Origin of the sequence: Bradyrhizobium sp. CB1717, assembly GCF_029714325.1 — a bacterium.
Lineage (GTDB): Bacteria > Pseudomonadota > Alphaproteobacteria > Rhizobiales > Xanthobacteraceae > Bradyrhizobium.
Genome location: NZ_CP121666.1, coordinates 4,452,668 through 4,477,279, shown reverse-complemented (window position 1 = coordinate 4,477,279; position 24,612 = coordinate 4,452,668). Strand labels below are relative to the sequence as shown.

23 protein-coding genes and 1 pseudogene are annotated in these 24,612 nt (G+C 64.8%); 4 read left to right on the top strand and 20 right to left on the bottom strand.

Going from position 1 to position 24,612, the window contains the following annotated elements; all coding sequences use genetic code 11:
- Window positions 1–3 precede the first annotated feature (3 nt).
- The 6 genes and pseudogenes from QA649_RS21325 to QA649_RS21300 all read right to left on the bottom strand — a co-directional run bounded on the left by QA649_RS21325 (window position 4) and on the right by QA649_RS21300 (window position 7,664).
- Window positions 4–1,554 carry an ABC transporter substrate-binding protein gene (locus QA649_RS21325; RefSeq protein WP_283025877.1) on the bottom strand — a complete coding sequence of 517 codons (1,551 nt, stop codon included), beginning with the start codon at window positions 1,552–1,554 and terminating at the stop codon, window positions 4–6.
- A 370-nt stretch (window positions 1,555–1,924) separates the two neighbouring features.
- Window positions 1,925–4,183, bottom strand: a complete 2,259-nt coding sequence (parC, locus tag QA649_RS21320; protein ID WP_283025876.1) for a DNA topoisomerase IV subunit A — start codon at window positions 4,181–4,183, stop codon at window positions 1,925–1,927.
- A gap of 214 nt (window positions 4,184–4,397) precedes the next feature.
- Window positions 4,398–5,393 carry an ABC transporter substrate-binding protein gene (locus QA649_RS21315; RefSeq protein WP_283025875.1) on the bottom strand — a complete coding sequence of 332 codons (996 nt, stop codon included), beginning with the start codon at window positions 5,391–5,393 and terminating at the stop codon, window positions 4,398–4,400.
- On the bottom strand, window positions 5,390–5,710 hold the full coding sequence (locus tag QA649_RS21310) for a hypothetical protein (RefSeq protein WP_283025874.1): 321 nt from the start codon (window positions 5,708–5,710) through the stop codon (window positions 5,390–5,392). The genes QA649_RS21315 and QA649_RS21310 overlap by 4 nt, the downstream gene beginning before the upstream one ends.
- Before the next feature lie 56 nt (window positions 5,711–5,766).
- Window positions 5,767–6,640: pseudogene (locus QA649_RS21305) on the bottom strand (sulfatase-like hydrolase/transferase); the annotation flags it as partial.
- A gap of 10 nt (window positions 6,641–6,650) precedes the next feature.
- Window positions 6,651–7,664 carry a formylglycine-generating enzyme family protein gene (locus QA649_RS21300; RefSeq protein WP_283025873.1) on the bottom strand — a complete coding sequence of 338 codons (1,014 nt, stop codon included), beginning with the start codon at window positions 7,662–7,664 and terminating at the stop codon, window positions 6,651–6,653.
- Between the two features lie 510 nt (window positions 7,665–8,174).
- Between QA649_RS21300 and QA649_RS21295 the strand changes: the two genes are divergently transcribed.
- A complete protein-coding gene (locus QA649_RS21295; RefSeq protein WP_283026067.1) occupies window positions 8,175–9,182 on the top strand; it encodes a helix-turn-helix domain-containing protein in 1,008 nt (335 codons plus the stop codon).
- 73 nt (window positions 9,183–9,255) lie between these two features.
- On the opposite strand, the gene QA649_RS21290 is transcribed toward QA649_RS21295, so the two are convergent.
- The 10 genes from QA649_RS21290 to rpoZ all read right to left on the bottom strand — a co-directional run bounded on the left by QA649_RS21290 (window position 9,256) and on the right by rpoZ (window position 17,803).
- Complete coding sequence (locus QA649_RS21290) at window positions 9,256–9,525, bottom strand: hypothetical protein (RefSeq protein WP_018644582.1); 270 nt, start codon at window positions 9,523–9,525, stop codon at window positions 9,256–9,258.
- A 97-nt stretch (window positions 9,526–9,622) separates the two neighbouring features.
- Window positions 9,623–10,375, bottom strand: coding sequence for a DNA repair protein RecO (gene recO / locus QA649_RS21285; protein WP_283025872.1), 753 nt, complete (start codon window positions 10,373–10,375; stop codon window positions 9,623–9,625).
- Window positions 10,376–10,522: 147 nt separating this feature from the next.
- On the bottom strand, window positions 10,523–10,903 hold the full coding sequence (locus QA649_RS21280) for a hypothetical protein (RefSeq protein WP_283025871.1): 381 nt from the start codon (window positions 10,901–10,903) through the stop codon (window positions 10,523–10,525).
- A gap of 21 nt (window positions 10,904–10,924) precedes the next feature.
- The gene (gene era / locus QA649_RS21275; RefSeq protein ID WP_283025870.1) at window positions 10,925–11,851 is read right to left on the bottom strand and encodes a GTPase Era; all 927 of its coding nucleotides are present in this window, start codon (window positions 11,849–11,851) and stop codon (window positions 10,925–10,927) included.
- Entirely contained in the window at window positions 11,841–12,692 is an 852-nt protein-coding gene (gene rnc / locus QA649_RS21270; RefSeq protein ID WP_283025869.1) for a ribonuclease III, read from the bottom strand. Before rnc ends, era begins: the two co-directional genes overlap by 11 nt.
- Window positions 12,689–13,453, bottom strand: a complete 765-nt coding sequence (lepB, locus tag QA649_RS21265; RefSeq protein WP_283025868.1) for a signal peptidase I — start codon at window positions 13,451–13,453, stop codon at window positions 12,689–12,691. Before lepB ends, rnc begins: the two co-directional genes overlap by 4 nt.
- 249 nt (window positions 13,454–13,702) lie before the next feature.
- The gene (gene acpS / locus QA649_RS21260; RefSeq protein ID WP_124157965.1) at window positions 13,703–14,122 is read right to left on the bottom strand and encodes a holo-ACP synthase; all 420 of its coding nucleotides are present in this window, start codon (window positions 14,120–14,122) and stop codon (window positions 13,703–13,705) included.
- Window positions 14,119–14,871: a pyridoxine 5'-phosphate synthase gene (locus tag QA649_RS21255; protein ID WP_283025867.1), complete on the bottom strand. Its 753-nt coding sequence runs from the start codon at window positions 14,869–14,871 to the stop codon at window positions 14,119–14,121. The genes acpS and QA649_RS21255 overlap by 4 nt, the downstream gene beginning before the upstream one ends.
- Window positions 14,872–14,916: 45 nt before the next feature.
- Complete coding sequence (locus QA649_RS21250; protein ID WP_283025866.1) at window positions 14,917–17,202, bottom strand: bifunctional (p)ppGpp synthetase/guanosine-3',5'-bis(diphosphate) 3'-pyrophosphohydrolase; 2,286 nt, start codon at window positions 17,200–17,202, stop codon at window positions 14,917–14,919.
- Window positions 17,203–17,410: 208 nt separating this feature from the next.
- Window positions 17,411–17,803, bottom strand: a complete 393-nt coding sequence (gene rpoZ / locus QA649_RS21245; protein ID WP_008133017.1) for a DNA-directed RNA polymerase subunit omega — start codon at window positions 17,801–17,803, stop codon at window positions 17,411–17,413.
- Window positions 17,804–18,133: 330 nt separating this feature from the next.
- On the opposite strand from rpoZ, the gene QA649_RS21240 reads away from it, so the two are divergent.
- Complete coding sequence (locus tag QA649_RS21240) at window positions 18,134–18,781, top strand: NYN domain-containing protein (RefSeq protein ID WP_018644573.1); 648 nt, start codon at window positions 18,134–18,136, stop codon at window positions 18,779–18,781.
- Complete coding sequence (locus tag QA649_RS21235; protein WP_283025865.1) at window positions 18,762–19,436, top strand: uracil-DNA glycosylase; 675 nt, start codon at window positions 18,762–18,764, stop codon at window positions 19,434–19,436. The genes QA649_RS21240 and QA649_RS21235 overlap by 20 nt, the downstream gene beginning before the upstream one ends.
- An 11-nt stretch (window positions 19,437–19,447) precedes the next feature.
- Here the strand turns inward: QA649_RS21235 and QA649_RS21230 are convergent, their stop codons facing one another.
- From QA649_RS21230 to dapA, 4 genes are all read right to left on the bottom strand, one after another.
- Window positions 19,448–20,029 (bottom strand): peroxiredoxin, encoded by a 582-nt coding sequence (locus tag QA649_RS21230; protein WP_283025864.1) that lies wholly within the window; start codon window positions 20,027–20,029, stop codon window positions 19,448–19,450.
- Between the two features lie 4 nt (window positions 20,030–20,033).
- Complete coding sequence (gene smpB, locus QA649_RS21225) at window positions 20,034–20,507, bottom strand: SsrA-binding protein SmpB (RefSeq protein ID WP_035709956.1); 474 nt, start codon at window positions 20,505–20,507, stop codon at window positions 20,034–20,036.
- 72 nt (window positions 20,508–20,579) lie between these two features.
- A complete protein-coding gene (mscL, locus tag QA649_RS21220; RefSeq protein WP_283025863.1) occupies window positions 20,580–21,020 on the bottom strand; it encodes a large conductance mechanosensitive channel protein MscL in 441 nt (146 codons plus the stop codon).
- 28 nt (window positions 21,021–21,048) lie between these two features.
- Window positions 21,049–21,939 carry a 4-hydroxy-tetrahydrodipicolinate synthase gene (gene dapA / locus QA649_RS21215; RefSeq protein ID WP_260390074.1) on the bottom strand — a complete coding sequence of 297 codons (891 nt, stop codon included), beginning with the start codon at window positions 21,937–21,939 and terminating at the stop codon, window positions 21,049–21,051.
- A gap of 280 nt (window positions 21,940–22,219) precedes the next feature.
- On the opposite strand from dapA, the gene QA649_RS21210 reads away from it, so the two are divergent.
- Complete coding sequence (locus QA649_RS21210; protein ID WP_283026066.1) at window positions 22,220–24,607, top strand: lytic transglycosylase domain-containing protein; 2,388 nt, start codon at window positions 22,220–22,222, stop codon at window positions 24,605–24,607.
- Window positions 24,608–24,612 lie beyond the last annotated feature (5 nt).

Here is a 24,612-nt window from a genome sequence, read left to right as displayed (position 1 = left end):
GCGTTACTTCTCAACGTTCCAGAACACGGGAATGGCGGACGGTATCAGACCGCGCAGAGTGGCGCGATAGGCCGCCGGCTGCGCGAACTGCCCCCACGGAATTGCGGGCGCCTGATCGTACATCACGCTCTGGATCTCGCCCGCGATCTTCTTGCGGTCCGCCTCGGCCGGCGCCTTGGCGAAGGCTTCCATCAGAGGGGTGATGCGCGCATCGCATTGCCAGCCGGTGAAGTCGGCGCAGTTGAAGGCAACCATGACGTTGGTCAGCGGCGAGCCGAGATCAAAACCGCCGGCGTGAACGCCATAGACGCTCCAGCCCTCCTTCTTGGCACGACGCGCCAGCACGCTCGCCCAGTCCATCACCTGCAGATCGACGTTGAAGCCGGCCGCCTTCAGCCGCTCGGCCAGTACCTGCGCCGAGACGCGCGGCGCTTCGAGATCGTTGGCCTCCATGACAATGACGGGCTCGCCGGCATATTTGGTCGCCTTCAGTGCAGCCTTCGCCGCCTCGATCGACGGTTTTGCGGCTGCTTCCGTGCCGGCCTTGCTCTCATAGGTGGTGCCGCAGGTGAAGTAGGTCGCGCAAGGCGCGGCGTATTTGGCATCGAGGCCAAGCGCATCCAGCACTTCGCGTTGGTCGACCAGCTTCCACAGCACGCGGCGGATCTCGGGATCGTCGAACGGCTTTGACGCGGCGTTGAGGCGATAGGCGCCGGCGAACATGTTGCCGCCGGTGAAGTTCACCAGCTTGACGCGCGCGTTCTTCTCCAGCTGCGGCAACAGATCGAACGGCGCGTATTGCATGAAATCGACTTCACCGGCCTGGAGCGCGGACGCCGCCGTCGCGCCATCGGGAATGACGCGGATCTCAAGCGTATCGACATTGACGCGCTTGCCGCCGGCGAGGAAGTCGGCGGTTTCGGAACGCGGCACATAGTCGGCGAACTTCTTCAGGATCGTGCGGTCGCCGGTGCGGTGATCGGCCTTGCTGTAGACGAACGGACCGGAGCCGATGATCTCGGTGATGCGCTGGTCGCCCGGCGTTTTCGCGATGCGCTCGGGCATCATGAAGGCGACCGGGCTGACGGGGTTGCCGAGCGCATCGATGACGAGCCCCGACGGCTCCTTCAGCGTCAGCACGAAGGTCTTCGCATCGGTCGGCTCGAGCGAAGCCGTGATCGCAAAAATGCGGCGGCCGAGCGCGCTGCGCGTGCCCCAGCGGCGCAGCGACGCCACGCAATCGGCCGCCGTGACCGGCTGGCCGTCATGCCATTTCAGGCCGTCGCGCAGCGTGAACGTATAGGTCAGGCCGTCGGGCGAGACCTTCCAGTCCTGCACCATCTGCGGCTTGATGTCGCCCTTGGAGTCTTTCGCGAACAGCGTGTCGAACACCATGTAGCCGAAGGTGCGCGAAATATAGGCCGTGGAGAAATGCGGATCGAGCGTGACGATTTCCGCCTCGAGCACCGCGACGAGATTGCCCGCCGCATGCGCCGGCGCCGCCACCAGCGCGAGGCCGAACAGCGCTGGAATGAAAGCCTTCAATTTGAACATTGGGGTGTTTTTGCCTTTTGACCAGCCGTTTGGAGTGGCCAGGAAAAAGCAATGTTCGTGCCCGCACGTATGCGCTCGTGGCTAGCTGCCACGCGTTTGCGCGGTACTCAATGTCAGTTGGAGAGCGGTGCTATCGCCTTCTCGTCATTGCGAGCGCACCGAAGCAATCCAGAATCTCTCCGCGGAGACAGTCTGGATTGCTTCGCTGCGCTCGCAATGACGATGGGGAGACAGCGCGCGCTACACTTTCGGTGTCATCGCCCGGCTTGACCGGGCGATCCAGTACTCCGAGCCGGTCGCGGTTCAATCGATAGGCCGCGGCGTACTGGATGCCCCGCCTTCGCGGGGCATGACACCGCGGCCTACGCTGCTACCCGATCACCTTGCCGAACTTGTTCGACTTCGGGAAACCCTTCGGCGGCAGGCGGCCGGCGTCGGCGCGGGTGCCTTGCCACTCCGCGAGCTCCTTCATGGTCGCGGAGAACTCGCGGCCCGCGGAGTCCTTCCAGGTCAGGCCGGCCTTGGCGTCGAACACGGCGACGTCGGAGAGGCCGCCATCCTTGTACTTCTGCAGGCGCACGCCGCGGCCGCGGGCCATTTCCGGCACCTGGTCGAGCGGGAAGACCAGCATCTTGCGGTTCTCGCCGATGACCGCGACGGTGTCGCCGATCACCTCGGTGACCGTGCGCGCCTCGTTCGGCATGTCGACGTTGAGGACCTGCTTGCCCTTCTTGGTGGTGCCGACGCAGTCGTCCTCGTTGACGACAAAACCCTGGCCCTCATGGCTCGCGACCAAGAATTTGCGACCGCCCTTGTTGACGAACAGCGCGACGGGCGCGGCCTCCTGCTCGAGGTCGATGAACAGGCGGATCGGCTCGCCGTGGCCGCGGCCGCCCGGCAGCTTCGCAACGTCGAGCGAGTAGAACTTGCCGTTGGTGGCAAACAGCAGGAGCTTGGAGGTCGTCTCCGCGAAGAACGCAAAGCCGAGCTTGTCGTCCTGCTTGAAGGCGAGGCCCGAGAGATCCTCGACATGCCCCTTCATGGTGCGGATCCAGCCCTTGTCGGACACGACGACCGTCACCGGCTCGCGCTCGACGAAGGCTTCCTCGATCGCGGCGAGGTCGTGCTCGGGAGCGTCGGCGAAGGTGGTGCGGCGCTTGCCGAGCGGCGTCTTCGGTCCGAACATGTCGCGGACCTTGCCGACCTGCTCGCCGACCTTCTTCCACTGCTCGGATTCGGAGGCGAGCAAGGACTGGATGCCCTTCAGCTCCTTCCGCAGATCCTTGTCCTCGGTGCGGATCTCCATTTCCTCGAGCTTGCGCAGATTGCGCAGCCGCATGTTGAGGATGGAGTCGGCCTGCAAGTCGGTGAGCTTGAACGCCTTGATCAAGGCCGGCTTCGGCTCGTCCTCGGTGCGGATGATCCGTATCACCTCATCGATGTTGAGATAGGCGATCAGCAGACCGCCGAGGATTTCGAGCCGGTGCTCGATCTCGCCCTTGCGATAATTGCTGCGGCGGATCAGGACGTCGCGCAGATGGTCCAACCATTCGCGCAGGCACTCCGCGAGCCCCACGACCTTGGGGATGCGGCCCTTGATCAGCACGTTCAGGTTCAGCGGAATCTTGTTCTCGAGCTCGGTGAGCCGGAACAGCGATTCCATCATCAGGGCGGGATCGACGTTCTTCGATTTCGGCTCGATGACGATGCGGACGTCTTCGGCCGATTCGTCCCTGACGTCGCCGACCAGCGGCAGCTTCTTCTGGTCCTGCAGCTCGGCGATCTTCTCGATCAGGCGCGACTTCTGCACCAGGAAGGGAATCTCGGTGACGACGATGACCCAGGTGCCACGCGCGCCCTCCTCCTGCTCCCAGCGGGCGCGGACGCGGAACGAGCCGCGGCCGGTGGTGTAGGCTTCGGCGATGGCCTGCTTGGAATCGACGCAGATGCCGCCGGTCGGGAAATCCGGGCCCTTGACCCACTTCATCAGCGCCTTCGACTTCGCGTCGGGCTTCTCGATCAGATGCAGCGCGGCATCGCACAGCTCGGCGGCGTTGTGCGGCGGGATCGAGGTCGCCATGCCGACCGCGATGCCCTGCGCGCCGTTGGCGAGCAGGTTCGGAAAGCCGCCGGGCAGCACGACGGGCTCTTTCGACTGGCCGTCGTAATTGGCGCGGAATTCGACGCCGTCTTCGTCGATGCCCTCGAGCAGAAGCCGCGCCACGTCGGTCATGCGCGCTTCGGTGTAGCGGTAGGCGGCGGGATTATCGCCGTCGATATTGCCGAAATTGCCCTGGCCGTCGACCAGCGGATAGCGCGAGGAGAAATCCTGCGCGAGGCGGACCATGGCGTCGTAGATCGCCTGGTCGCCGTGCGGATGGAACGAGCCCATCACGTCGCCGACGATCTTTGCGGACTTCTTGAATGCCGTGCCGGGGTCGAGGCGCAGCAGGCGCATGCCGTAGAGAATGCGCCGGTGCACCGGCTTCAGGCCGTCGCGCGCGTCCGGCAGCGCGCGGTGCATGATGGTCGAAAGCGCATAGGCGAGATAGCGCTCTTCCAGCGCTTCCCGCAGCGGCACCTCATGGATTTCGGCCGGCTCTTCCGGCGGAACTATTCGTTTGCCCATTAGGCCTTTACTTTCAAAGACTTCCGGCTAGGCCTCGGGCAACTCCCCCAAAAACCTGGCCAATTCTCCCCCGCTGGGGCGCGATTCGGGCGGATATATAGCAGGCTGGGCAGCGACATGCGCCCCCTGCCCTGCGTCAGGGCCGCCCGTGGAGTTATCCACAGAGCGCCCGCGGCCACTCCGGGCGGTATGGGGTGCTGGTCGCGTCGAGCATCTACGCGACGGTCGAAAGATAAAATAGTCCGATGCCCGGAGCGGGCTCGTGACTCCGGCATCTGCCATGAAGAAGTCGCTGACCTGCTGGAGCCACTTCACGACAGTCCCGTCCGAATAGAGGCGGCGCCATTCGCGCGAGGAATAAAGCTTCTGCGCCTTGAAGGCCTCGGCGAGGTCGTCCCGACGCCGACTGCTGATAGTGGGACCGCTGCAAGGCTTCAGCGGCCGCCGCCGGATTGCGGACCATGTGATCGTTGGCATCCGTCCAGGCCCGGATGATCCGGCTGAGCACCTCCCTGTTCTCGGCATGGTAATCGCTCCTCGCGGCCCAACCGCCGAGCACGGCCGATTGCGGATAGAAGGCGGACGCATCGACCAGCTTGATCGCCTCGGGCAGCGCCTGGCGCACGGCGATATTGAACGGCACCCAGAGCGCCACGGCGGGAACGTCGCCGGCGATGAACGCCTGGATCGCCGCGGGCATGCTGCGATTGACGATCTGGACCTCGGACGGATTGATGTTGTTGGCGCGCAGTGCCCTGTCGAGAAAGATGTGCGCGGTCGTCTTCGTCGTCGTCGCGATCCGTCTCCCCCTGAGGTCGGCGAAGGTCGTGACGCCGAGCGTCGGCCGGACCCAGAGTTGCGCGGTCGCTACCTCGATGTCGTTGATGAGAAAGCCCCGGCCCTGGCCGAGCGCGAGATAGTTCGAGATGACGCCACCAGCCGAAACGACATCGACCCGCCGCTTCCCCATCGCCTCGAAGACTTCGGGTCCGGTGCTGAATTCATGCAGCTCGAAATCAATTCCCTCGCGGTCGAACGAGCCGCGATCGAGGCCTGTCCAGATGTGCCCGTCCACGGCAACCACGTGGAGATAGCCGAGCCGCACTCGGCTGCGGGCTTGCGCAAGAGCCGGTGCGCCCAGCGTCGACATAGCGGTCAGGGCCGCACCACGATGCAGCAACCGTCGGCGGCTGATGTCGCTGGCGCTCACGCCGCCTCCCCCGGGTTCTGGGCCGCCGCGCGGAGGCGCCGGGCGTGAAACTGCGCGATGCCGTCCGCGGGATAATCGAGCAGGAAGCCGGTGAGCCGGGCGAGAGTCGTCTCGACCGCACCGTCCTTGGCAATCAGCGTGAAAACCTCGTCCCAGCGCCGGCACATCGCGATCTCGGCCTCGTTCGCCTGCGCAAGCTCGCTGCGCAGCTCGCTGACCTCGATCGCTTCGGCAAATCCCTTCGGCCTGATGCTGTCGACGCTCCGGAACAGGAACACCTGCTCCGCGCGGGCGCGAACGGCCGCGCTGGCCAGCACGCGCGTGCCGTAATTCTTGTTCAGCCCTTCCAGCCGCGAGGCCAGGTTGATGGTCGCCGGACATGCGTGCGCAGATGCATGCGTGTCGAGTTGAACCAGACGAAGAACGGCTTGCCCGCCGTCTGCTGCCGCTTCATGTAGTCGATCGCCGCAGCCGAAGTCTCGTCGTCGATGGTTTCCATGCGCTTCTTGGTCAGCGCACCGGTATCCTGGATCGTCTGCTTGCCGATCTTGCCGAAGCGCGGATCGACCGTCGGGTCGTCGACATCGGTGGCCTTGCAGCGCAAGACGCCGCGCGGACCGAACTTCGCCCGGTAGGAAGGGTCCTTCGGATAGTCCGGCAGCTCCGGTTCTTCTTCTGCGTTCAGATGGTAGAGATTGCCGAAGAACTCATCGAAGCCGTTCACCGTCGGCAGGTTCTCGTTGCGGTCGCCGACATGGTTCTTGCCGAACTGCCCGGTGGCGTAGCCGAGGCTCTTGAGCAGGCCGCCGACGGTCGGATCGAGCTGGCTGATGCCCATCGGCGCACCGGGATAGCCCACCTTGGTGAGGCCCGTGCGGATACCGTGCTGGCCGGTGAGGAAGGCCGCGCGTCCGGCGGTGCAGGACTGTTCGCCGTAGTAATGCTGCATCTTCAAGCCCTCGCGGGCGATGCGGTCGATGTTCGGGGTCTCGTAGCCCATCAGGCCGTTGGAGTAGGCGCTGATGTTGGCGATGCCGATATCATCGCAGGATGTTGGGCTTCCCTCCGGCCGCCGCAGGACCTGCTGCCGGTGCGGGAGACGGCGCGGCCTTCTGCGCTTGCGCCAATGCTTCCGATGTCAATGTCGCCGCAGCGACGATGGAGGACGTTCCCAACAGGAGATTTCGGCGATTGATCGGCTGGTCTGTTCCGGGCTGGTTGTTCTTGTTCTCCAACTCGCTGCTCATGCGATACTCCCTACGTTGCAGCAGATCCTTCTTGTTGATCACCGTTGGCGGGAGGCACGCGCACCACACACCTGAATCCTACATGGCTCGTCGAGGTATCGACCGGCTCGGCGTGACGCGCGGCGGGACGATAGCGGCGGCAGTAATTTGGCGCGCAGAGGTGTGAGCCGCCCTTCAAGACTTTGCGCGGGATGCGGACGTCGGGTTGACATGGATCAAAGCTCGCCTCCGCGCGCCCGCCGCGAGGATTGCGCGGTATGCAGCACGGCTTTGCAGCCTCCGCATGGTGCTTCGCCGACCACCAGTCCGCGGTCCACTCCCAGACATTGCCGATCATGTCGTGGAGGCCGTAGCCGTTGGGCGGAAAGGCCATCACCGGCGAGGTACGCTCGAACCCATCCTCGCCGAGATTCTGGACGGGAAAATTCCCCTGCCAGATATTGGCCATGTGCTTGCCGCCCGGCATCAGCGCATCGCCCCAGGCGAACTCCTCGCCGTCGAGACCGCCGCGCGCGGCGAACTCCCATTCGGCTTCCGTCGGCAGATCCTTGCCGGCCCAGCGCGCATAGGCCGCCGCATCGCTATAGGAGACGTGCACGACCGGGTGGTCGTCGAGCCCCTTGATATTGCTGCCGGGGCCGTAGGGATGGCGCCAATTGGCGCCGCGCATGAAGGACCACCACTGGCTCCAGTCGGCGAGATCCGTGATGCGCGGCAGCGGCGAGAACACCAGCGAGCCGGCGTAGAGCATCTCCCTGAGCGCACCGGGATAGTCCTTGGGATCGGGGACGACCTGCGCCTCCGTCACATGGCCGGTGGCGTTGACGAACTCCTTGAACTGCCGGTTGGTCACCGGCGTGCGGTCGATCCAGAAGCCGTCGACACAGACACGGTGGCTCGGCGCTTCCTCGGGATAGTGGTAATCGGATCCCATACGGAAGGTGCCGCCGGGAATGAAGACCATCTCGCCGGTCTTCACGTCATCCGGCAACCACTCGCAGTGATCCAGGTCGGCCCGCAGCATGGTGGAAACTCCGATACGCGCTGTCCACCGGTGCTATGATGCGGACTTCGGCAGGCGCCGATGACGGCAAATTGCCCGGCGCATTGGACGCATCGTCTGATCCCCCTCTTCCTGGCGCTGAGGGTAGGAGATGCAGATCGCGAATTGCGTCAACATCCCTCCCGTTCTTGCGCGCATCCGTTCCGAGTATGCAGCAGGAGGCTGCCCCTTTTCGCGCCGCGATCCGCAGAGCGCTTTCGATTCATATCGCTTAGGTTGCAAACGGTATCTGAATATCCGGCGACTGTGATGTGCAGAATGTGCCAGCACGCCGCAATGATGGCCGGGATCGAGCGACACCGCGTCGCAGATCCACTCAATTGGCAGTACCATTGCCCGATTCATCGCGTCGAATTCGATGATCATTCGGCTCAAAACGCGAACTCAATTCACAGCACCTCTTCGCGTTGTAGTGGTATTTCGCTTGTCGTCTGCCGCACAAATGTCGCGCTTCAAGACAAGTGTACGACCATGGTGCAGTCTCTTCTGGTTGATTCGCGGAAGCTCGACGGTTTCGAGGGTCTACACCAGGCCGTGCACGGCTCTCACGTCGACGTCATGCAGCTCGGACGCGGGCGGCTATGCGGGACACTGTCCCATGTCGGCATCGGCGATTTCTCGCTCAGCATCGGCGCCTTCAACATCGGAATGCGCACGCAGCGCGTTTCCAGCGACGACAAGCTCATCATAGGGATGCTGCTGGCGGCCGAGCGGCGCGTTGCCCATTGGTCCTTCGACATGCAGCGCAACGACGTGCTGGTGATTCCGCCGCTGCTCGAGCATGACGGCGTCTTTCACGGCGCATCCGCCTACGCCGCCATGCGCTTCGATCTCGATCAGGTGGCGTCGCTGTTCGGCGGAGAGGCGCGTCTGAGCGATCCCGACACGTGGCGCAAGCGCGGTCACTTCCGGGCGGATCTCGCGACCGGCGCAGTAGCCTCGCGTCGCCTGATCCGGATCATGTCCCATCTGGCCTCGCACAAGGACGGCCTGACGCCGTCGACAGCCGATTTCTGGAAACGATCGATCGTCGAATGCATGGCTGCCAACGTGATGTCGTCGCTGCCGCCCGACGACCCCGGCAGACTTCCGTCAGCAAGGCGGCTAATCCGCAAAGTCGAGGAGTATCTCGACCAGGCCGGCACGCGCCCGGTGCATGTTTCGGAAATATGCGCCGCGTTCATGGTGTCACGACGTACTCTGCATCGTGCGTTTCAAGAGGTGTTCGGGCTCGGCCCAGTCACCTTCCTGCGCCATAAACGCCTGTGCACCATTCACTCCATCTTGCGGGAGAGCAGGCCGGGTTCGACCACCGTGGCGGCGGTCGCGATGCAGCAAGGCTTTTACGAGCTCGGGCGCTTCTCGCAGTATTATTCGATGATGTTCGGCGAGCGTCCCTCGCAAACCCTGGGAGTCACATCATTCCCTCTCTCGGACGATGGGCACGCCGAAGCAGGCTCCATCCTCTCGGAGAGATGAAACGACGAGCGGATCTCGCGCGGCGTTGTCCCGTGCAGCCCGGTTCAGGATCAATCGGTTCCTTGCGGGCGGGCTACTGCCCGGCCCATCCGGCGGTCACGGTCTGGGTCTTTGCCTGTGCCGGGGTGTTGGTCAGGCAGCGGCGGGCCGTCTCGATCTCGGCCTCCGTCGCGCCGTGGGCGCGCGCCCATGTCTCTGCGGCCGCCGCGGAATATTTCGCCACATAGTACCGCACGACCGTGCAGGAGGCGCGGCGAAACAGGCCGGGTTGCGGCTCGCCAGCCATCGCGTCCGGCGCAAAGGCAAACAGCGCCGCCGACAGCGCAAATCCCCTGATCAACATTTAGGCTGTCCCCATTGTGGAACCCAGGCGCCAACGCGATCACGCCGATTTCGTTCCCGGGAACTCCATGCGCAGGCAGGGCAGAGCCGCGGTTCCCTCATGGCCCCGAAATCGCCGCCCTCGCCTGCTGCCGCATCAGCGCGTTGATGAAGCCGGCTCGCGCATCGGAATGGCCCTGCCCGCGCGGTTCCAGCACGTGGCGCAGCAGGAACAGGCCGGTCAGCCGGAAGCCATCCTGGAGATCCTGCTCGGTGAGTTCGCTCGCGGTTTCGCCGTGCCGCAGGAACGGCGGCAGCCGCAGCAGCCGGTCGCGCCACGGCTCACCCGCGCCGCGCGACACCGCCCCACCTGATTTGGGCGAGACGTAGATCAGGTCCGTGGTCTCGCCGGTCACCGCACAATTCTCCAGTGCGAGCCCGAAACCGAGCTCGGCAAGCATCGCCAGCTCGAAGTGAATGAGATGCACCGCCGCGCTGCCGATGTCGTCGAAATCATCGAGCGAATGCTCGAGCAGCGCAAAGATCTCCTCGTGCGGATCGCGCTCCGGCAGGAGCCGCGCGATCGAGGCGAGATGGGTGACGCCGTAGACCCCATGGGACGATCCGAGCAGCGTCGCCGCGCGCAGCTTCAGCCCTTCGATGGCGTAGGTGCCGAGATGCTCGTCGAGCCGCGCCCGCCACACCGCGCTGACGCTGTTGCCAGGCTGCAGCAGCGGCCGCAGCCGCGAGCTCGCGCCACCGCGCACGAGGCCGAGATGCCGGCCATGCGCGCGCGTCAGGAGCTCGACGATGGCGCTGCTCTCGCCATGCCGCCGCACGCCCAGCACGATGCCCTCGTCGGTCCATTCCATGGGAGGAAGTCTAGCGCAATTCGAGCTATCGTAGGGTGGGCAAAGCGAAGCGTGGCCACCAATTTTCACCGACAGAACATTGGCGATCGCGGTGGGCGCCGCGCGCAAGGGCGCGCCTTTGCCCACCCTACGGCACCGCGCAAGGCGTCACGCGTTGAACCAGCCCTGGGCGTCGCCGGTGAAGGAGAAATACAGACCCATCGTCGTCAGCACGCAGGACACGATCTCGATGGCGCTGTCGAGCTCCATGCCCTTCTCGCCGATGATCTGGCCGAGCGAGATCACCGACAGCACGAGCGCTGCCGCCAGCACCCAGCGCGGCCAGTTCTTGCGCCAACGCGCAGCCAGCCAGACGAAATAGACGAGAAGCAGGATCATGCCGCCGGCCAGCAAGGTCGCCGTCATGATCATCTGCTCGCTCATCTCGGCATTCGGCGTGCGGTCCTGCACGGCAACCGAGACGGCATCCAGCATCAACGATGCATAGAGCAGCGCTTCGAAGCGCTGGACGTTGGCGGGTACGCTCATCGAATGCCGATCTTTTCTTGGTTATTCTTTGGGGAAATCGAGGCCCATTTCGCGGTAGCGGTCGGGATCGTCACCCCAGTTCTCGCGCACCTTGACGAACAGGAACAGATGCACCGGAACGTCCAGGATCTGCATCAGCTCTTTCCGCGAGTCCGCGCCGATCGACTTGATGGTGGCGCCGCCCTTGCCGAGCACGATCTTGCGCTGGCTTTCGCGCTCGACGAAGATCGTCTGCTCGATCCGCACCGAATGATCCTTGCGCTCCTCCCATTTGTCGGTCTCGACCGTGGACTGGTAGGGCAATTCCTGGTGCAGCTTCTGATAGATCTTCTCGCGGGTGATCTCGGCCGCCAGCTGCCGCATCGGCGCGTCCGACATCTGGTCCGCGGGATAGAGGAACGGGCCCGGCGGCACCATCTCGGCGAGCGTCGTGCGGATGTCGTCGACGCCGTCGCCCGAGATCGCCGCGATCATGAAGGTCTTGGCGAACTTCATGCGCTCGTTGGCGGCCTGCGCCAGCGCCAGCAGCTTCTCGCGCTGGACCAAATCGACCTTGTTGATGACGAGGATCTTGTCGTGGTTGACGCTGGCCGCCTTGGCGAGGATCGCCTCGGCCTCCTCGTCGATCCCGGTCTTGGCATCCAGCAGCACGCAGACGAGATCGGCGTCGTGCGCCCCGCTCCAGGCGGTCGAGACCATGGCGCGGTCGAGCCGGCGCTTGGGCAGGAAGATGCCGGGCGTGTCGACCAGAATGATCTGCGCGTTGTTCTCGATGACGATGCCGCGGATCAGCGCGCGCGTGGTCTGCACCTTGCGCGAGACGATCGTGACCTTGGCCCCGACCAGCGCATTGACCAGCGTGGACTTGCCGACATTGGGCGCGCCGATCAGCGCGACGAAACCGCAGCGCGTCGCGGCAGGCGCCTCGCCGCTTGCTTCAGCCGTCATTGCCGCCGCCAACGCCTTCACGTTCGATCATCACTGAAGCTGCCACCTTCTCTGCCGCGCGCTTGCTGCCGCCGATGCCTTCGGCCGGCGCGAGGCCCGGCAGGTCGACGGCGACGCGGAATTGCGGATCGTGATGCGGGCCGGTGCGCTCGACCTCGCGGTAAACCGGCGTCGGCAGACCCTTGCCCTGCGCCCATTCCTGCAGCACCGTCTTGGGATCGCGCAACGGCCGCCGCGGCTTGTGCATCCGCTCGGTCCAGTTGCGCCTGACGAACTCGGCCGCCGCGGCATGGCCGCCGTCCAGGAAGATGGCGCCGATCACGGCCTCGCAGATGTCACCGAGGATGGATTTGCGTAAGCGCGCATCGGCGCTGGAGCCGACCGAGCCGAGCTTGATGTCGTCGAGCAGGCCGAGCGACTTGGCGACGTCCGCGCAGCTTTCCTTGCGCACGAGCTCGGCGAGGCGCTTGGACAGCTCGCCCTCATCGGCGTTCGGGAAGGCATGATAGAGCATGTCGGAGACGACCAGACCGAGCACGTGGTCGCCGAGGAATTCGAGCCGCTGATAGCTGTCGCCGCGCTTGCGTCCGGACTTCAGCGCCGAGACATGCGTGATCGCCTGCATCAGGAGGTTCGGGTCAGTGAAGCCGTGGCCGATGCGCGCCTCGAGCGCGGCATTTGCGTCCGCCGCCTTGGCCTTGCTGCTCCGCGCCCGCTTCTTCTTTGCGGGCGTCTTGGTTTCAGGAGTCTTGGTCGCAAGCGTCTTGGCGGCAGCTTCGCCGTCAGGGACGGCTTGCGCGTCGATCGGTTGGGTCGTGATGTCCTTGGCTTCGTCTTTCATCGGACGATTTTGAAGAAGCGATTCCAGCGCACCGCCCACGGCCAGCGCCAGAACATCCAGGCATGTTCGCCTTCGGCGATCGAGAAGAAGATCATCTGGGCGCGACCGATCAAATTCTCCTGCGGTACGTAGCCGACCTGGCCGAGGAAGCGGCTGTCGGTCGAGTTGTCGCGGTTGTCGCCCATCATGAAGAAATGGCCGGCCGGCACGGTGTAGACGTTGGTGTTGTCCATGTAGCCGTTGTCGGCGCAATCGAGCGTCTCGTAGGACACGCCGTTCGGCAGCGTCTCCTTCCAGCGCTTCACCCGGGAGATGCCCCCGCCCTCGGAGCCGCACGGGTCCTCGCCGACATATTCGCTCATCCGCTGCCGCTCGACCGGGGTGTCGTTGATGTAGAGCAGCCCGTCCCGCATCTGGATGCGGTCGCCGGGAAGGCCGATCACACGCTTGATGTAATCGGTCGAGTCGTCCTTGGGCAGGCGGAACACGACGATGTCGCCGCGGTTCGGGTCCGAGCCCCAGATGCGGCCCGAGAACAGCGGCGGCGAGAACGGGATCGAATAGTGGCTATAGCCGTAGGAATATTTCGAGACGAAGAGATAGTCGCCGACCAGCAGCGTCGCCTTCATCGAGCCCGAGGGAATGTTGAACGGCTGGAACAGGAAGGTGCGGATCACGAGCGCGATCAGGAGAGCATGGATCACGACCCGGATCGTTTCGCCGACGCCGCTCTCAGTTTTCGTTCCCGAAGTCACGCTCATTGCTCTCTCAATTCCGGCCGGCGATCACAGAGCGCCCTCCTCCCGCGAACGGCCCATCGCTTCGCGGCGCAAGGAGATTGTCCTGATTCTGATAATGAGGGCCAATTCCGGCGTAAAGCCGAATTCGCCCAGCCTGATTTGCGTCGGCGGACTTTTAGACGGTTGTCGGGAGCCACGCAATCAAGGATCGCATCGAAACTGCATAAGATATTGATATTTAACAGGAATTATAAAATGACCGCTCAACGGTCAGGGCTTGGCCAGCGGAACGGCGGAAATGATGACGAAGGCTTGGGCGAGCGGCCAATCGTCGGTGATCGACACATCGATCCGCGCCTCGAATCCCTCCGGGGTCAGGGCCTGGAGCCGGGCCAGGGCCCCGCCCGTGAGCTGCATGGTCGGCCGTCCCCCCGGCAGGTTGACCACCCCCATGTCGCGCCACCAGACGCCGCGCCTGATGCCGGTGCCGAGCGCCTTGGAGCAGGCCTCCTTGGCGGCGAAGCGCTTGGCATAGGTCGCCACCACCATCTTCTCGTTCTTGGCCCGCCGCTCCGCCTTGGCCCGCTCGGCCGCAGTGAAGATACGGTCCAGAAAACGCTCGCCATGGCGCTCGATCACCTTGGCGACGCGGGTGATGTCGATCAGGTCGGAGCCGATGCCGATGATCATGCCCGGCTCCGGCCGCGGTCCATCGCCGCCCGCATGCTGCGCACCGTCTCGGCAAGGCCCACGAACAGCGCTTCGCCGATCATGTAGTAGCCGATGTTCAGCTCCATGATCTCCGGCAACGCTGCGATCGTCTCCGCCGTCGCATAGTCGAGCCCGTGGCCGGCATGAACTTCCAGCCCGGCGGCCTTCGCCAGCTTCGCCCCCGCCAGGATCCGCTGCCATTCGGCCGCGGCCTTGTCGGCGTGGCCGTCGACGACGGCGTCGCACCAGGCGCCGGTATGGATCTCGATCACGGGCGCGCGCAGCCGCGCCGCCATTTCGATCTGCGCGGGGTCGGCGGCGATGAACAGCGAGACGCGGATACCGGCATCGCTCAGCCGCGCGATATAGGGTGCGAGCGCATTGTGCTGCCCGACCACGTCGAGCCCGCCTTCGGTCGTCACCTCCTGGCGCCGCTCCGGCACGAGGCACACCGCGTGCGGCTTGGTGGCCAGCGAGATCCGCATCATGTCGTCGGTCGCCGCCATCTCGAAATTCAGCGGCTTGGAGATTTCCGCCTTCAGCCGCGCCATGTCCTCGTCGCGAATGTGCCGGCGATCCTCGCGCAAGTGAGCCGTGATGCCGTCGGCGCCGGCCTCGATGGCCAGCAGCGCAGCGCGCACCGGATCGGGATGACGGCCGCCGCGCGCGTTACGCACGGTTGCAACGTGATCGATATTGACGCCGAGGCGGAGCGGAGTTGCGGGCATTTCAGGACTCACGAAATCAGAGGGACGGACGCATGCAAGATGCGTCTATCCATTAACACGTTCGACGCGGGCGACGACCGCCTTGGCGCGCAACTGGGCGAGGATGGCGCTCAGGTGCTTGAGATCGTAGACTTCGAGGTCGATCGTCGTCTCGGTGAAATCGGGCGAGCGGCGCTGCATGCTGATGTTGTCGATGTTGCCGTCGTGCTCGGCGATCACGGTCGCGATCTGCGCCAGCGCGCCGGGCTCGTTGACGTTCTCGACCCTGATGCGGGCCGGGAAGCGCTGCGGCGCGGTGTCCTCGATGTCCCAGCGCACGTCCAGCCAGCGCTCCGGCTCCTCTTCGAAATCCTTCAGGGCCGGCGCCTGGATCGGATAGATCGTGATGCCCTCGCCCGGGGTGACGATGCCGACGATGCGGTCGCCCGGCACCGCGCCGCCATTCGGCGCGAACTTCACCGGCAGGTCGGAATTGATGCCGCGGATCGGGATCGCGACCGGGCTGCGCGGCGGCTCGGACGACTTCTCCTTGAGCTTGGCGGCCAGGCCCTTCTTGACGCCGTAGCGGGCGACGCGCTCCTCCTTGTAGTCGGGATACATCGCGCGCGCGACGTGGGACGCCTTGATCTCGCCGCGCCCCACGGCCGCCATGACGTCCTCGATCGAGGTGCGCGCAAGCCGCGGCAGCGCGCCCTTGAGCTTGTCGTCGGCGTATTCGATCTTGGCACGCTCGAACAGGCGCTCGACGATGCGCCGGCCGAGGCCGACATATTGGTCGCGGACCGCGGTGCGCGTGGCGCGGCGGATCGCGGCGCGCGCCTTGCCGGTGACCGCGAGCGTCTCCCAGGCGGATGGCGGCGCGGACTGCGCCTCGGAGGTCAGCACCTCGACCTCGTCGCCATTCTGCAGCTCCGAGGACAGCGGCGAGAACTTGCCGTTGATCTTGCAGCCGACCGCGCTGTTGCCGACGTCGGTATGCACGGCATAGGCGAAGTCGATCACGTTGGCATGGCGCGGCAGCGCGATCAGCTTGCCCTTTGGGGTGAAGCAGAACACCTGGTCGTGGAACAGCTCGAGCTTGGTGTGCTCGAGGAATTCCTCGGGATTGGCGCTCTCCGACAGGATGCCGACAGTGTGGCGCAGCCAGGCAAACGCGTTGGATTCGCGCTTGAGGAATTCGGTCGGCGAGCCCGTGCCTTCCTTGTAGAACACGTGCGCGGCGATGCCGCGCTCGGCGATCTGATCCATCTCCTCGGTGCGGATCTGGAGCTCGGCGCGCTGGTTGCCCGGGCCGATCACGGTGGTGTGGATCGAGCGGTAGTCGTTCTGCTTCGGCGTCGAGATGTAGTCCTTGAAGCGGCCCGGCACGACCGGCCAGGTGGTGTGAACGATGCCGAGCGCGCGATAGCACGCCTCGACGTCATTCACGACGACGCGAAAGCCGAAGATATCCGACAATTGCTCGAAACCGACCGACTTGCGCTCCATCTTGGTCCAGATCGAGAATGGCTTCTTGCGGCGGCCGTAGACCCGCGCCCCCAGGCCCCGGTGGCGCAGATTGTTGGAGAGCTGGTCCTCGATCTCGCCGATCAGGTTGCGGTTGCGCTCGGCGAGCGCATCGAGCCGCTGCATCACCACCGAATAAGCCTCGGGGTCGAGGGTGCGGAAAGACAGATCCTCCAGCTCCTCGCGCATTTCCTGCATACCCATGCGTCCCGCGAGCGGCGCATAGATGTCGAGCGTCTCCTCCGCGATGCGCCGGCGCGATTCCGTCGGCACGAATTCCAGCGTGCGCATGTTGTGCAGGCGATCGGCGAGCTTGACCAACAGCACTCGGACATCGTCGGCAATCGCCAGCAACAATTTACGCAGGTTCTCGGCCTGCTTGGCCTCGCGCGAGACCAGCTCCAGCCGCTTCAGCTTGGTCAGCCCCTCGACCAGCGCGCCGATCTCGGGCCCGAAGATCTGGTCGATCTCGGCCCGCGTCGCTTCGGTGTCCTCGATCGTGTCGTGCAGCAGCGCGGCCACGATGGTGGCATCGTCGAGCTTGAGGTCGGTGAGAATCGCCGCCACTTCGAGCGGGTGCGAGAAATACGGATCGCCCGAGGCCCGCGTCTGCGAGCCGTGCGCCTTCATGGCGTAGACATAGGCGCGGTTCAGCAGGTCTTCGTTGGTGTTGGGATTGTAGGACCGGACGCGCTCGACGAGGTCATATTGACGCATCATGCGCGCGCGCGGCTTTGCCGGACGCACCACCGGCGCAGTCGGGGCCATGGCAACCGATTCGGTTGCGGCCTGCATCTGCGTTAATCTCCGGCGCCGATATACCATGCCGTCCTGCCTTTAAACGGGCCGTGAGGCTGCCCGTTGTATACATCTTAGCTCCGTCCGCGCGTGCGTCAGTTCAATTCGATGACAGGTTCGCAGCGCCAACCGACAACACTATGGTAACCACGAAAACGCCAACAAAAGCAAAGGCCCGAACAACGGTTCGGGCCTTTGATATGATCACAAGAAGTCGACGATTGCGACGGGACGATTACTCGTCCTCCTCGGGCTGCTCTTCCGGCGGCGCGAGCCCTTCGAGGCCCTTCAGGAGCTCCTCTTCGGTCATGCGCTCAACCGCAACTTCGGTATCGTCCGCATCGACGCTGGCGCCGGCGGAACCGATCAGCGGCACCGTATCCGGCTCGGGCTCGTCGACCTCGACGAACTTCTGGAGCGAGTGCACCAGCTCCTCGCGGAGGTCCTCCGGCGAGATGGTCGTGTCGGCAATTTCGCGCAAAGACACAACAGGGTTCTTGTCGTTATCGCGGTCAACCGTTAGTTGTGAACCTGACGAAATCATGCGGGCGCGGTGGGCGGCCAGCAGGACCAGGTCAAACCGGTTGTCGACCTTGTCGATACAATCTTCTACGGTGACGCGAGCCATGGACTGTCGCTCCGTTGTGGGTGGGACGAAATATGTGGATGATTGGGGCTAGTTATAGGGACCAAGGCGATTTCGCAAGGCCAATTTGTGATTTGGCCTCGCCAAATGGCTCTGGTACCCCCACATTAGGGCTGGGATGGGTGATTTCCCGGGCGGCCAGCAAGGGCGGCGCCGGGCATATGAGAGTCCGCCATAACTATACCTTGATTGCCCCGACTTCTCCGGATTTGCGGATTCGACGGGATTAGGCGCCACCTCGGGACTGCGCGGCTGGCTGCCGCCGCGCCAACAATAAACGATCAATCACGACACACTACGCGAGCAAACTGAATGTCACCTTCTCCTACCAACAAGATCGCGCTCTTCATCGACGGGGCCAATCTCTACGCGACGGCGAAAACCCTGGGCTTCGACATCGACTACAAGCGCCTGCTGAAGGAGTTTCAGAGCCGCGGGACGCTGCTCCGGGCGTTCTACTACACCGCCATCATCGAGGATCAGGAATACTCCTCGATCCGCCCACTGATCGACTGGCTGGACTACAACGGCTACACCGTCGTCACCAAGGCGACCAAGGAGTTCATCGACGCTTCCGGCCGCCGTAAGGTCAAGGGCAATATGGACATCGAGCTGGCCGTCGACGCCATGGAGCTCGCCGAGCACATCGACCAGATGGTGCTGTTCTCCGGTGACGGCGACTTCCGCTCCCTGGTCGAGGCCGTCCAGCGCCGCGGCGTACGGGTCACCGTGGTCTCCACCATCGCCAGCCAGCCGCCGATGATCGCCGACGAGCTGCGCCGCCAGGCCGACGTCTTCACCGACCTCGTCGAGCTGCAATCCAAGCTCGGCCGCGACCCCTCCGAACGCCCCGCCCCGCGCGACCGCGGCGAGCGTGGTGAGGGACGCCACCACGCCCCGCAGTTCCTCCAGCGCGCGACCACCATGGCGCCGAGGGGCGATGACGACTTCGAGGAGTGAGGCGGCACGGTCAAGCCGCCAGCCCCCCACCCTCGTCCCCGACCGTGACTGTCCGCTCTGCCCGCGCCTGGTCGCCTTTCGCCAGGCGAACCGCGCGCGCGAGCCGTTGTGGCACAACGCCCCGGTCCCGCCCTTCGGCGACATCACGGCGCGCCTCCTGATCGTCGGCCTCGCGCCGGGCATGCAGGGCGCCAACCGCACCGGCCGCCCGTTCACCGGCGACTATGCCGGCGACCTGCTCTACGCCACGCTGCTCGAATACGGCTTTGCCAAGGGGACCTATCAGGCGCGGCCCGACGACGGGCTGAAGCTTGTCGACTGCCGCATCGCCAATGCGGTGCATTGCGTGCCGCCGCAGAACAAGCCGCTGCCGGCCGAGATCAACACCTGCCGCCAGTTCCTCGTCACCAATCTCGAGACGATGCCGAAGCTGCGCGCCATCGTCGCGCTCGGGCGGATTGCGCACGACAGCGTGCTCAAACCGCTGAAGCTGAAGGCCTCACGAGCCCCCTTCGGCCACGGCGCGGTGCATCAGGCCGGCCCGTTCAAGCTGTACGACAGCTATCATTGCTCGCGCTACAACACGAACACCGGCGTGCTGACCGCCGACATGTTCCGGTCGGTGTTCGCGAGGATCAAGGCCGACCTCGGCTAGCCTTGCCTTGGTCAGCCCTTGGCCGGATTGGCCTTCAGCCAGTTCAGGACGTCGCCGGCATTCCGGTCGGGCGGAAACACCGGATAGAACACATGCGTGATGCTGGCGTCGTCGATGATCAGCGCGAGCCGCTTGATCAGCGTCAGGCCCGCGACCTCCATGGTCGGCAAGTTCAGCGCGCGCGTCAGCGTCAGCTTCTCGTCCGACAGCACAGGAAACGGCAAATGCAGGCGCGAGGCCATCTCCGTCTGGTATTCGTTGCTTTGGGTCGAGAGGCCGAACACCTGGGCAGCGCCGGCAGCCTTCAGCTCGGCGAACAGATCGCGGAATGCGCAAGTCTGCGGCGTGCAGCCGCGCGCACCCGGAATCATGTCCCAATCGTCCACCAGCGCGATCTTGCCAGGCTCACCGGTGCGCGGATAGGCGAACACCACGGTCCGGCCGCGTAGCGCCGACAGCGTCACCGACCTGTCGTCGGTCGCGAGCAGGCCGATCGGCGGCAGCGTCATGCCGGTCAGGTGCGCGGCGCCGCCGTCGTCGGTGGGCGCGGGAATCTGACTCCAATCGACCTCGAGCAGGTTCCGCTGGTTCATCTCACTATCCCCTCGCCCGCATCAGCCGGCCCTTCTCACGGCTCCAGTCGCGCTTCTTCTCGCTCTCGCGCTTGTCGTGCAGCTTCTTGCCCTTGGCAACCGCGAGCTGCAATTTGGCGCGCCCGCGCTCGTTGAAGTAAAGCTTGAGCGGGATCAGCGTCATGCCCTCGCGGTCGACCGCGCCCATCAGCTTGTTGATCTGCCGGCGATGCAGCAGCAGCTTGCGCGGCCGCTTCGGCTCGTGATTGAAGCGGTTGCCCTGGAGATATTCTGGAATGGTGGCGTTGATCAGCCAGATCTCGCCGTCCTTGGAGTCGGCGTAGGATTCGGCGATCGTGCTCTTGCCGTTGCGGATCGACTTGACCTCGGTGCCGGTGAGCGCAATGCCCGCCTCGATCGTGTCTTCGATCGCATAGTTGAAGCGGGCCTTGCGATTTTCCGCCATGACCTTGATCGGACGTTCGTTCTTGTCGGCCATGACCTACAAAACCTGGCAAAAAACCTGATCGAGATACGCAGCGATGCTAACAGTTTGGACGAAGTGCGCGCGTCACTTCTTGAGGAGATCGCGGATCTCGGTGAGCAGCACGACCTCTGCCGACGGCTTCGCCGGCTCGGCGGGCGCCGCCTCCTCCTTCCGCTTCAGCGTGTTCATGGCACGGATCACCAGGAACAGCACGAAGGCGATGATGATGAAGTTGATCGTCAGCGTGAGGAAGCTACCGTAAGCAAGCACCGCGCCTTGCTTTTTCGCATCCGCCAAGTTGGTGGCAGTGACCGCCTTCGACAAGGGAATGAAGTAATTCGAGAAGTCGAGCCCGCCGGTGGCGGCACCGATGAGCGGCATGATGACGTCGCCGACCAGCGAGGTGACGATGGCGCCGAAGGCAGCGCCGATGATGACGCCGACCGCGAGGTCGACGACATTGCCCTTCATGGCGAACTCGCGGAACTCCTTGAGCATCCGCATGCCCTTTTCATCGACCCCCATGAAAAGCTCCCCCGGTTTGGTCAGCGCTTCAGTTGATCAGTCCGGCGTGCACCATGGCACTGCGCACCGCAACGCGCGTCGGTTCGGAGACCGGCACCATCGGCAGCCGCAGCGTCTCGTCGAGCTTGCCGAGCAGCGACATCGCGTACTTGATCGGCGCCGGATTGCTCTCGATGAAGAGGTTGTTGTGCAGCGGCATCAGCTTGTCATGCAGCTTCAGCGCCGTGGCATGATCGCCCTTCTGCCAGGCGGCGTGGAACTCCGAGCACAGGCGGGGCGCGACGTTCGACGTCACCGAAATGCAGCCATGGCCGCCATGGGCCATGTAGCCGATGATGGTGGCGTCCTCGCCGGAGAGCTGGTTGAAGTCCTCGCCCAGCGCCGCGCGCTGCTGCGACACCCGAACCATGCTGGCGGTGGCATCCTTGACGCCGGCGATGTTCTTCAGCTCCCACAGCCGCTTCATGGTGTCGACCGACATGTCGATCACCGAGCGCGGCGGGATGTTGTAGATGATGATCGGAATCCCGATCGCATCGTTGATCGCCTTGAAGTGCTGATACATCCCTTCCTGGGTCGGCTTGTTGTAATAGGGCGTCACGATCAGCACGGCGTCCGCGCCCGCCTTCTCGGCGTGCTGGGAGAGCTCGATCGCCTCCTTGGTCGAATTGGAGCCGGCGCCCGCGATGACCGGGACGCGGCCCTTGGCCTCAGCGATGCACCATTCGACGACCTTCTTGTGCTCGTCATGGCTCAGCGTCGGGCTCTCGCCGGTGGTGCCGACCGGGACGAGGCCATTGGTGCCCTCCGAGATCTGCCAGTTCACCAGGGAGCGGAACGCCGCCTCGTCCAGCGAGCCGTTCTTGAACGGCGTGACCAAGGCGGTGAACGACCCCCGGAATTTCGTCTTGGCTGCCATGGACTTCCTCCGTACGCGGCAATCTTGAGAGCAAGCCCCATACATATCGGGTCTATCCCGCCGGTAAAAGGGCCGCTGCCGCGGGACGCACCGTTTAGGCCGCGATTTTGCCGCGGTGGTGGTGCAAACCCGCCGGAAGTAAGCGGCTGTTGGTATTTTGTCCGCATATTCAATCAGATTCAGCTAGATCTTGAGCCACTTCACTGATTCGGGGCGACAAAACGCCGTGACCTCCTTTCCTCGTGCCGCCTGGCGATCCGCCGGTCTGGTCGTGAGCCTGATGGCAGGGCTGTCGGTCGGCTGCGTCGCCCTCGCCAAGTCCAACGAAACGCCCGCAGACGGGACCAAGGAACCCGCGAAGCAAGCTGCCAAGGACACCGCGAAAGGATCCGCCAAGGACACTGCTAAGGGAACCGGCAAGGACGCAACCAAAGGCTCGAGCAAGGGGGCGGCCGGCGCCCCGGCCAAGGACGCAGCGAAGAAGCCGGCCAAGGATGCAGCCAAGGATACTGGCAAGACCGCAGGCAAGGACTCCGGGAAGGACAAGCCGAAGCCAGCGGCTGCAGCCCCGGCGCCGAAATCACAGCCGACCGCCAGCGGCTCGTCCCCCAAAGCAGCCCCCGCCCCGGCCGTGACGGCCACCATCAGGCCAACCGCCCCGGCCCCCGCAAAACCCATCGCAGCGCCCGTGCTGGCGCCGGCAACCCGCCAGCACGCGGCACCGCGCAAGCCGGTGACGCCGGCCGCCGTCGCGGCGACCTCGTCGACGTCGCAAGCCGACAAGGACACGCTGGAGAACGTCATCGAGCTCGTGCGCAAGCGCAAGCCGGGCGATGCCAGCAATTACGCCGCCTCCATCTCCGATCCAGTCGCGCGAAAACTTGCGGAATGGATCATCCTGCGCAGCGAGGACAATGGCGCCACCGTCGAGCGCTATCGCGGCTTCCTCTCCGCCAATCCGAGCTGGCCGTCGCAGACCTTCCTGCGCCGCCGCCTGGAGGCTGCGATGTGGGACGACAGGCGCGACGAGTCCGTCGCGTGGTCCTGGTTCGAGAATGAATCCCCGGTGTCCGCCAAGGGCCGCTTCACGCTCGCCAGGGCGATGCTGGCACGCGGCGACCGCGCCAATGCCGAGCGGCTGGTGCGCGAGGCCTGGCGCAGCGATCCGATGTCGGAGGACACCGAGAACAACGCCCTCGACCAGTTCGGCGCCCTGCTGACGGCGGGCGACCAGAAGGCGCGGATGGACACCCTGCTCTACGGCAGCGAGAACGAGGCCGCGCTGCGCGCCGCAAAACGCCTGGGCGCCGGCTATGTCGCGCTCGCCAAGGCCCGCATCGCCTCCGTCAAGAAGGCGCCGAACGCGCGCGCATTGCTCGAGGCGGTGCCGCGCGAGCTGCACAACGATCCCGGCTTCCTCTTCAGCAAGATCCAGCTGCTGCGACGTGAAGAGAAGTTCACTGAGGCCGCCCAGCTGATGCTGTCGGCTCCGAAGGATCCGAACCGTCTCTACAATCTCGACGAATGGTGGATCGAGCGGCGCCTTTTGGCGCGCAAGATGATCGACACCGAGGAATTCCGCAGCGCCTATCTGATCGCGCGCGATGCCGCGCTGCCCTCGCGCGACATCTACAAGACCGAGCAGGAATTCACCGCCGGCTGGATCGCGCTGCGCTTCCTCAACGACCCCACGACCGCCGCCCAGCATTTCGCCCGCATCGGCGTCGGCAGTGTCAATCCGACCACGCTGGCGCGCGCCGGCTATTGGCAGGGCCGCGCCGCGGAAGCCTCGGGCCGCCAGCAGGAGGCGCGCAACGCCTACGCCCGCGCCGCTGAGCAGTCCACCAGCTATTACGGCCAGCTCGCGCGCGCAAAACTCGGCCTGCCGCAGATCGAGCTGAACAGCCAGCCGCGCGGTCGCGGCGCCGAACGGCTGGAGATCGTGCGCGCCGCGCAACTGCTCTACGAGCTCGACGAGCGCGAAATGGCAATACCGATGCTCGCCGACATGGGCGAGAACGGCGATCCCGAGGCGCTTGCCGGCCTCGGCGAGCTGACCCAGCGCTACAGCGATGCGCGCGGCATGCTGCTTCTCGGCAAGGCCGCGCTCAACCGCGGCCTGCCGTTCGACTTCTATGCCTACCCCGTCAACGGCATCCCGCAATTCACCCCGATCGGCCCCGAGGTCGAGCGCAGCATCGTCTACGCCATCGCGCGGCAGGAGAGCGCGTTCAATCCGTCAGTGGTCTCGCCGGCCCAGGCCTACGGGCTGATGCAGGTGACGCCTGATGCGGCACGCTATGTCTGCAAGCGGCACGGCGCGACCTACGATCTTGGGCGGCTCAAGAACGATTCGGTCTACAACGCCACGCTCGGCTCCGCCGAGCTCGGCGGGCTGCTGGAGGATTATCGCGGCTCCTACATCATGACCTTTGCCGCCTACAATGCCGGTCGCGGCAGCGTGAAGAAGTGGATCGACCGCTACGGCGACCCGCGCGACCCCAAGGTCGACGCGGTCGACTGGGTCGAGCTGATCCCCTTCTCCGAAACACGCAATTACGTGCAGCGGATCATGGAGAACCTTCAGGTCTATCGCGCCCGGTTCGGCGGCGGCACGCGGCTGCAGATCGAGGCCGATTTGCGCCGCGGCGCCGGCAGCGTGGAGTAGAGACG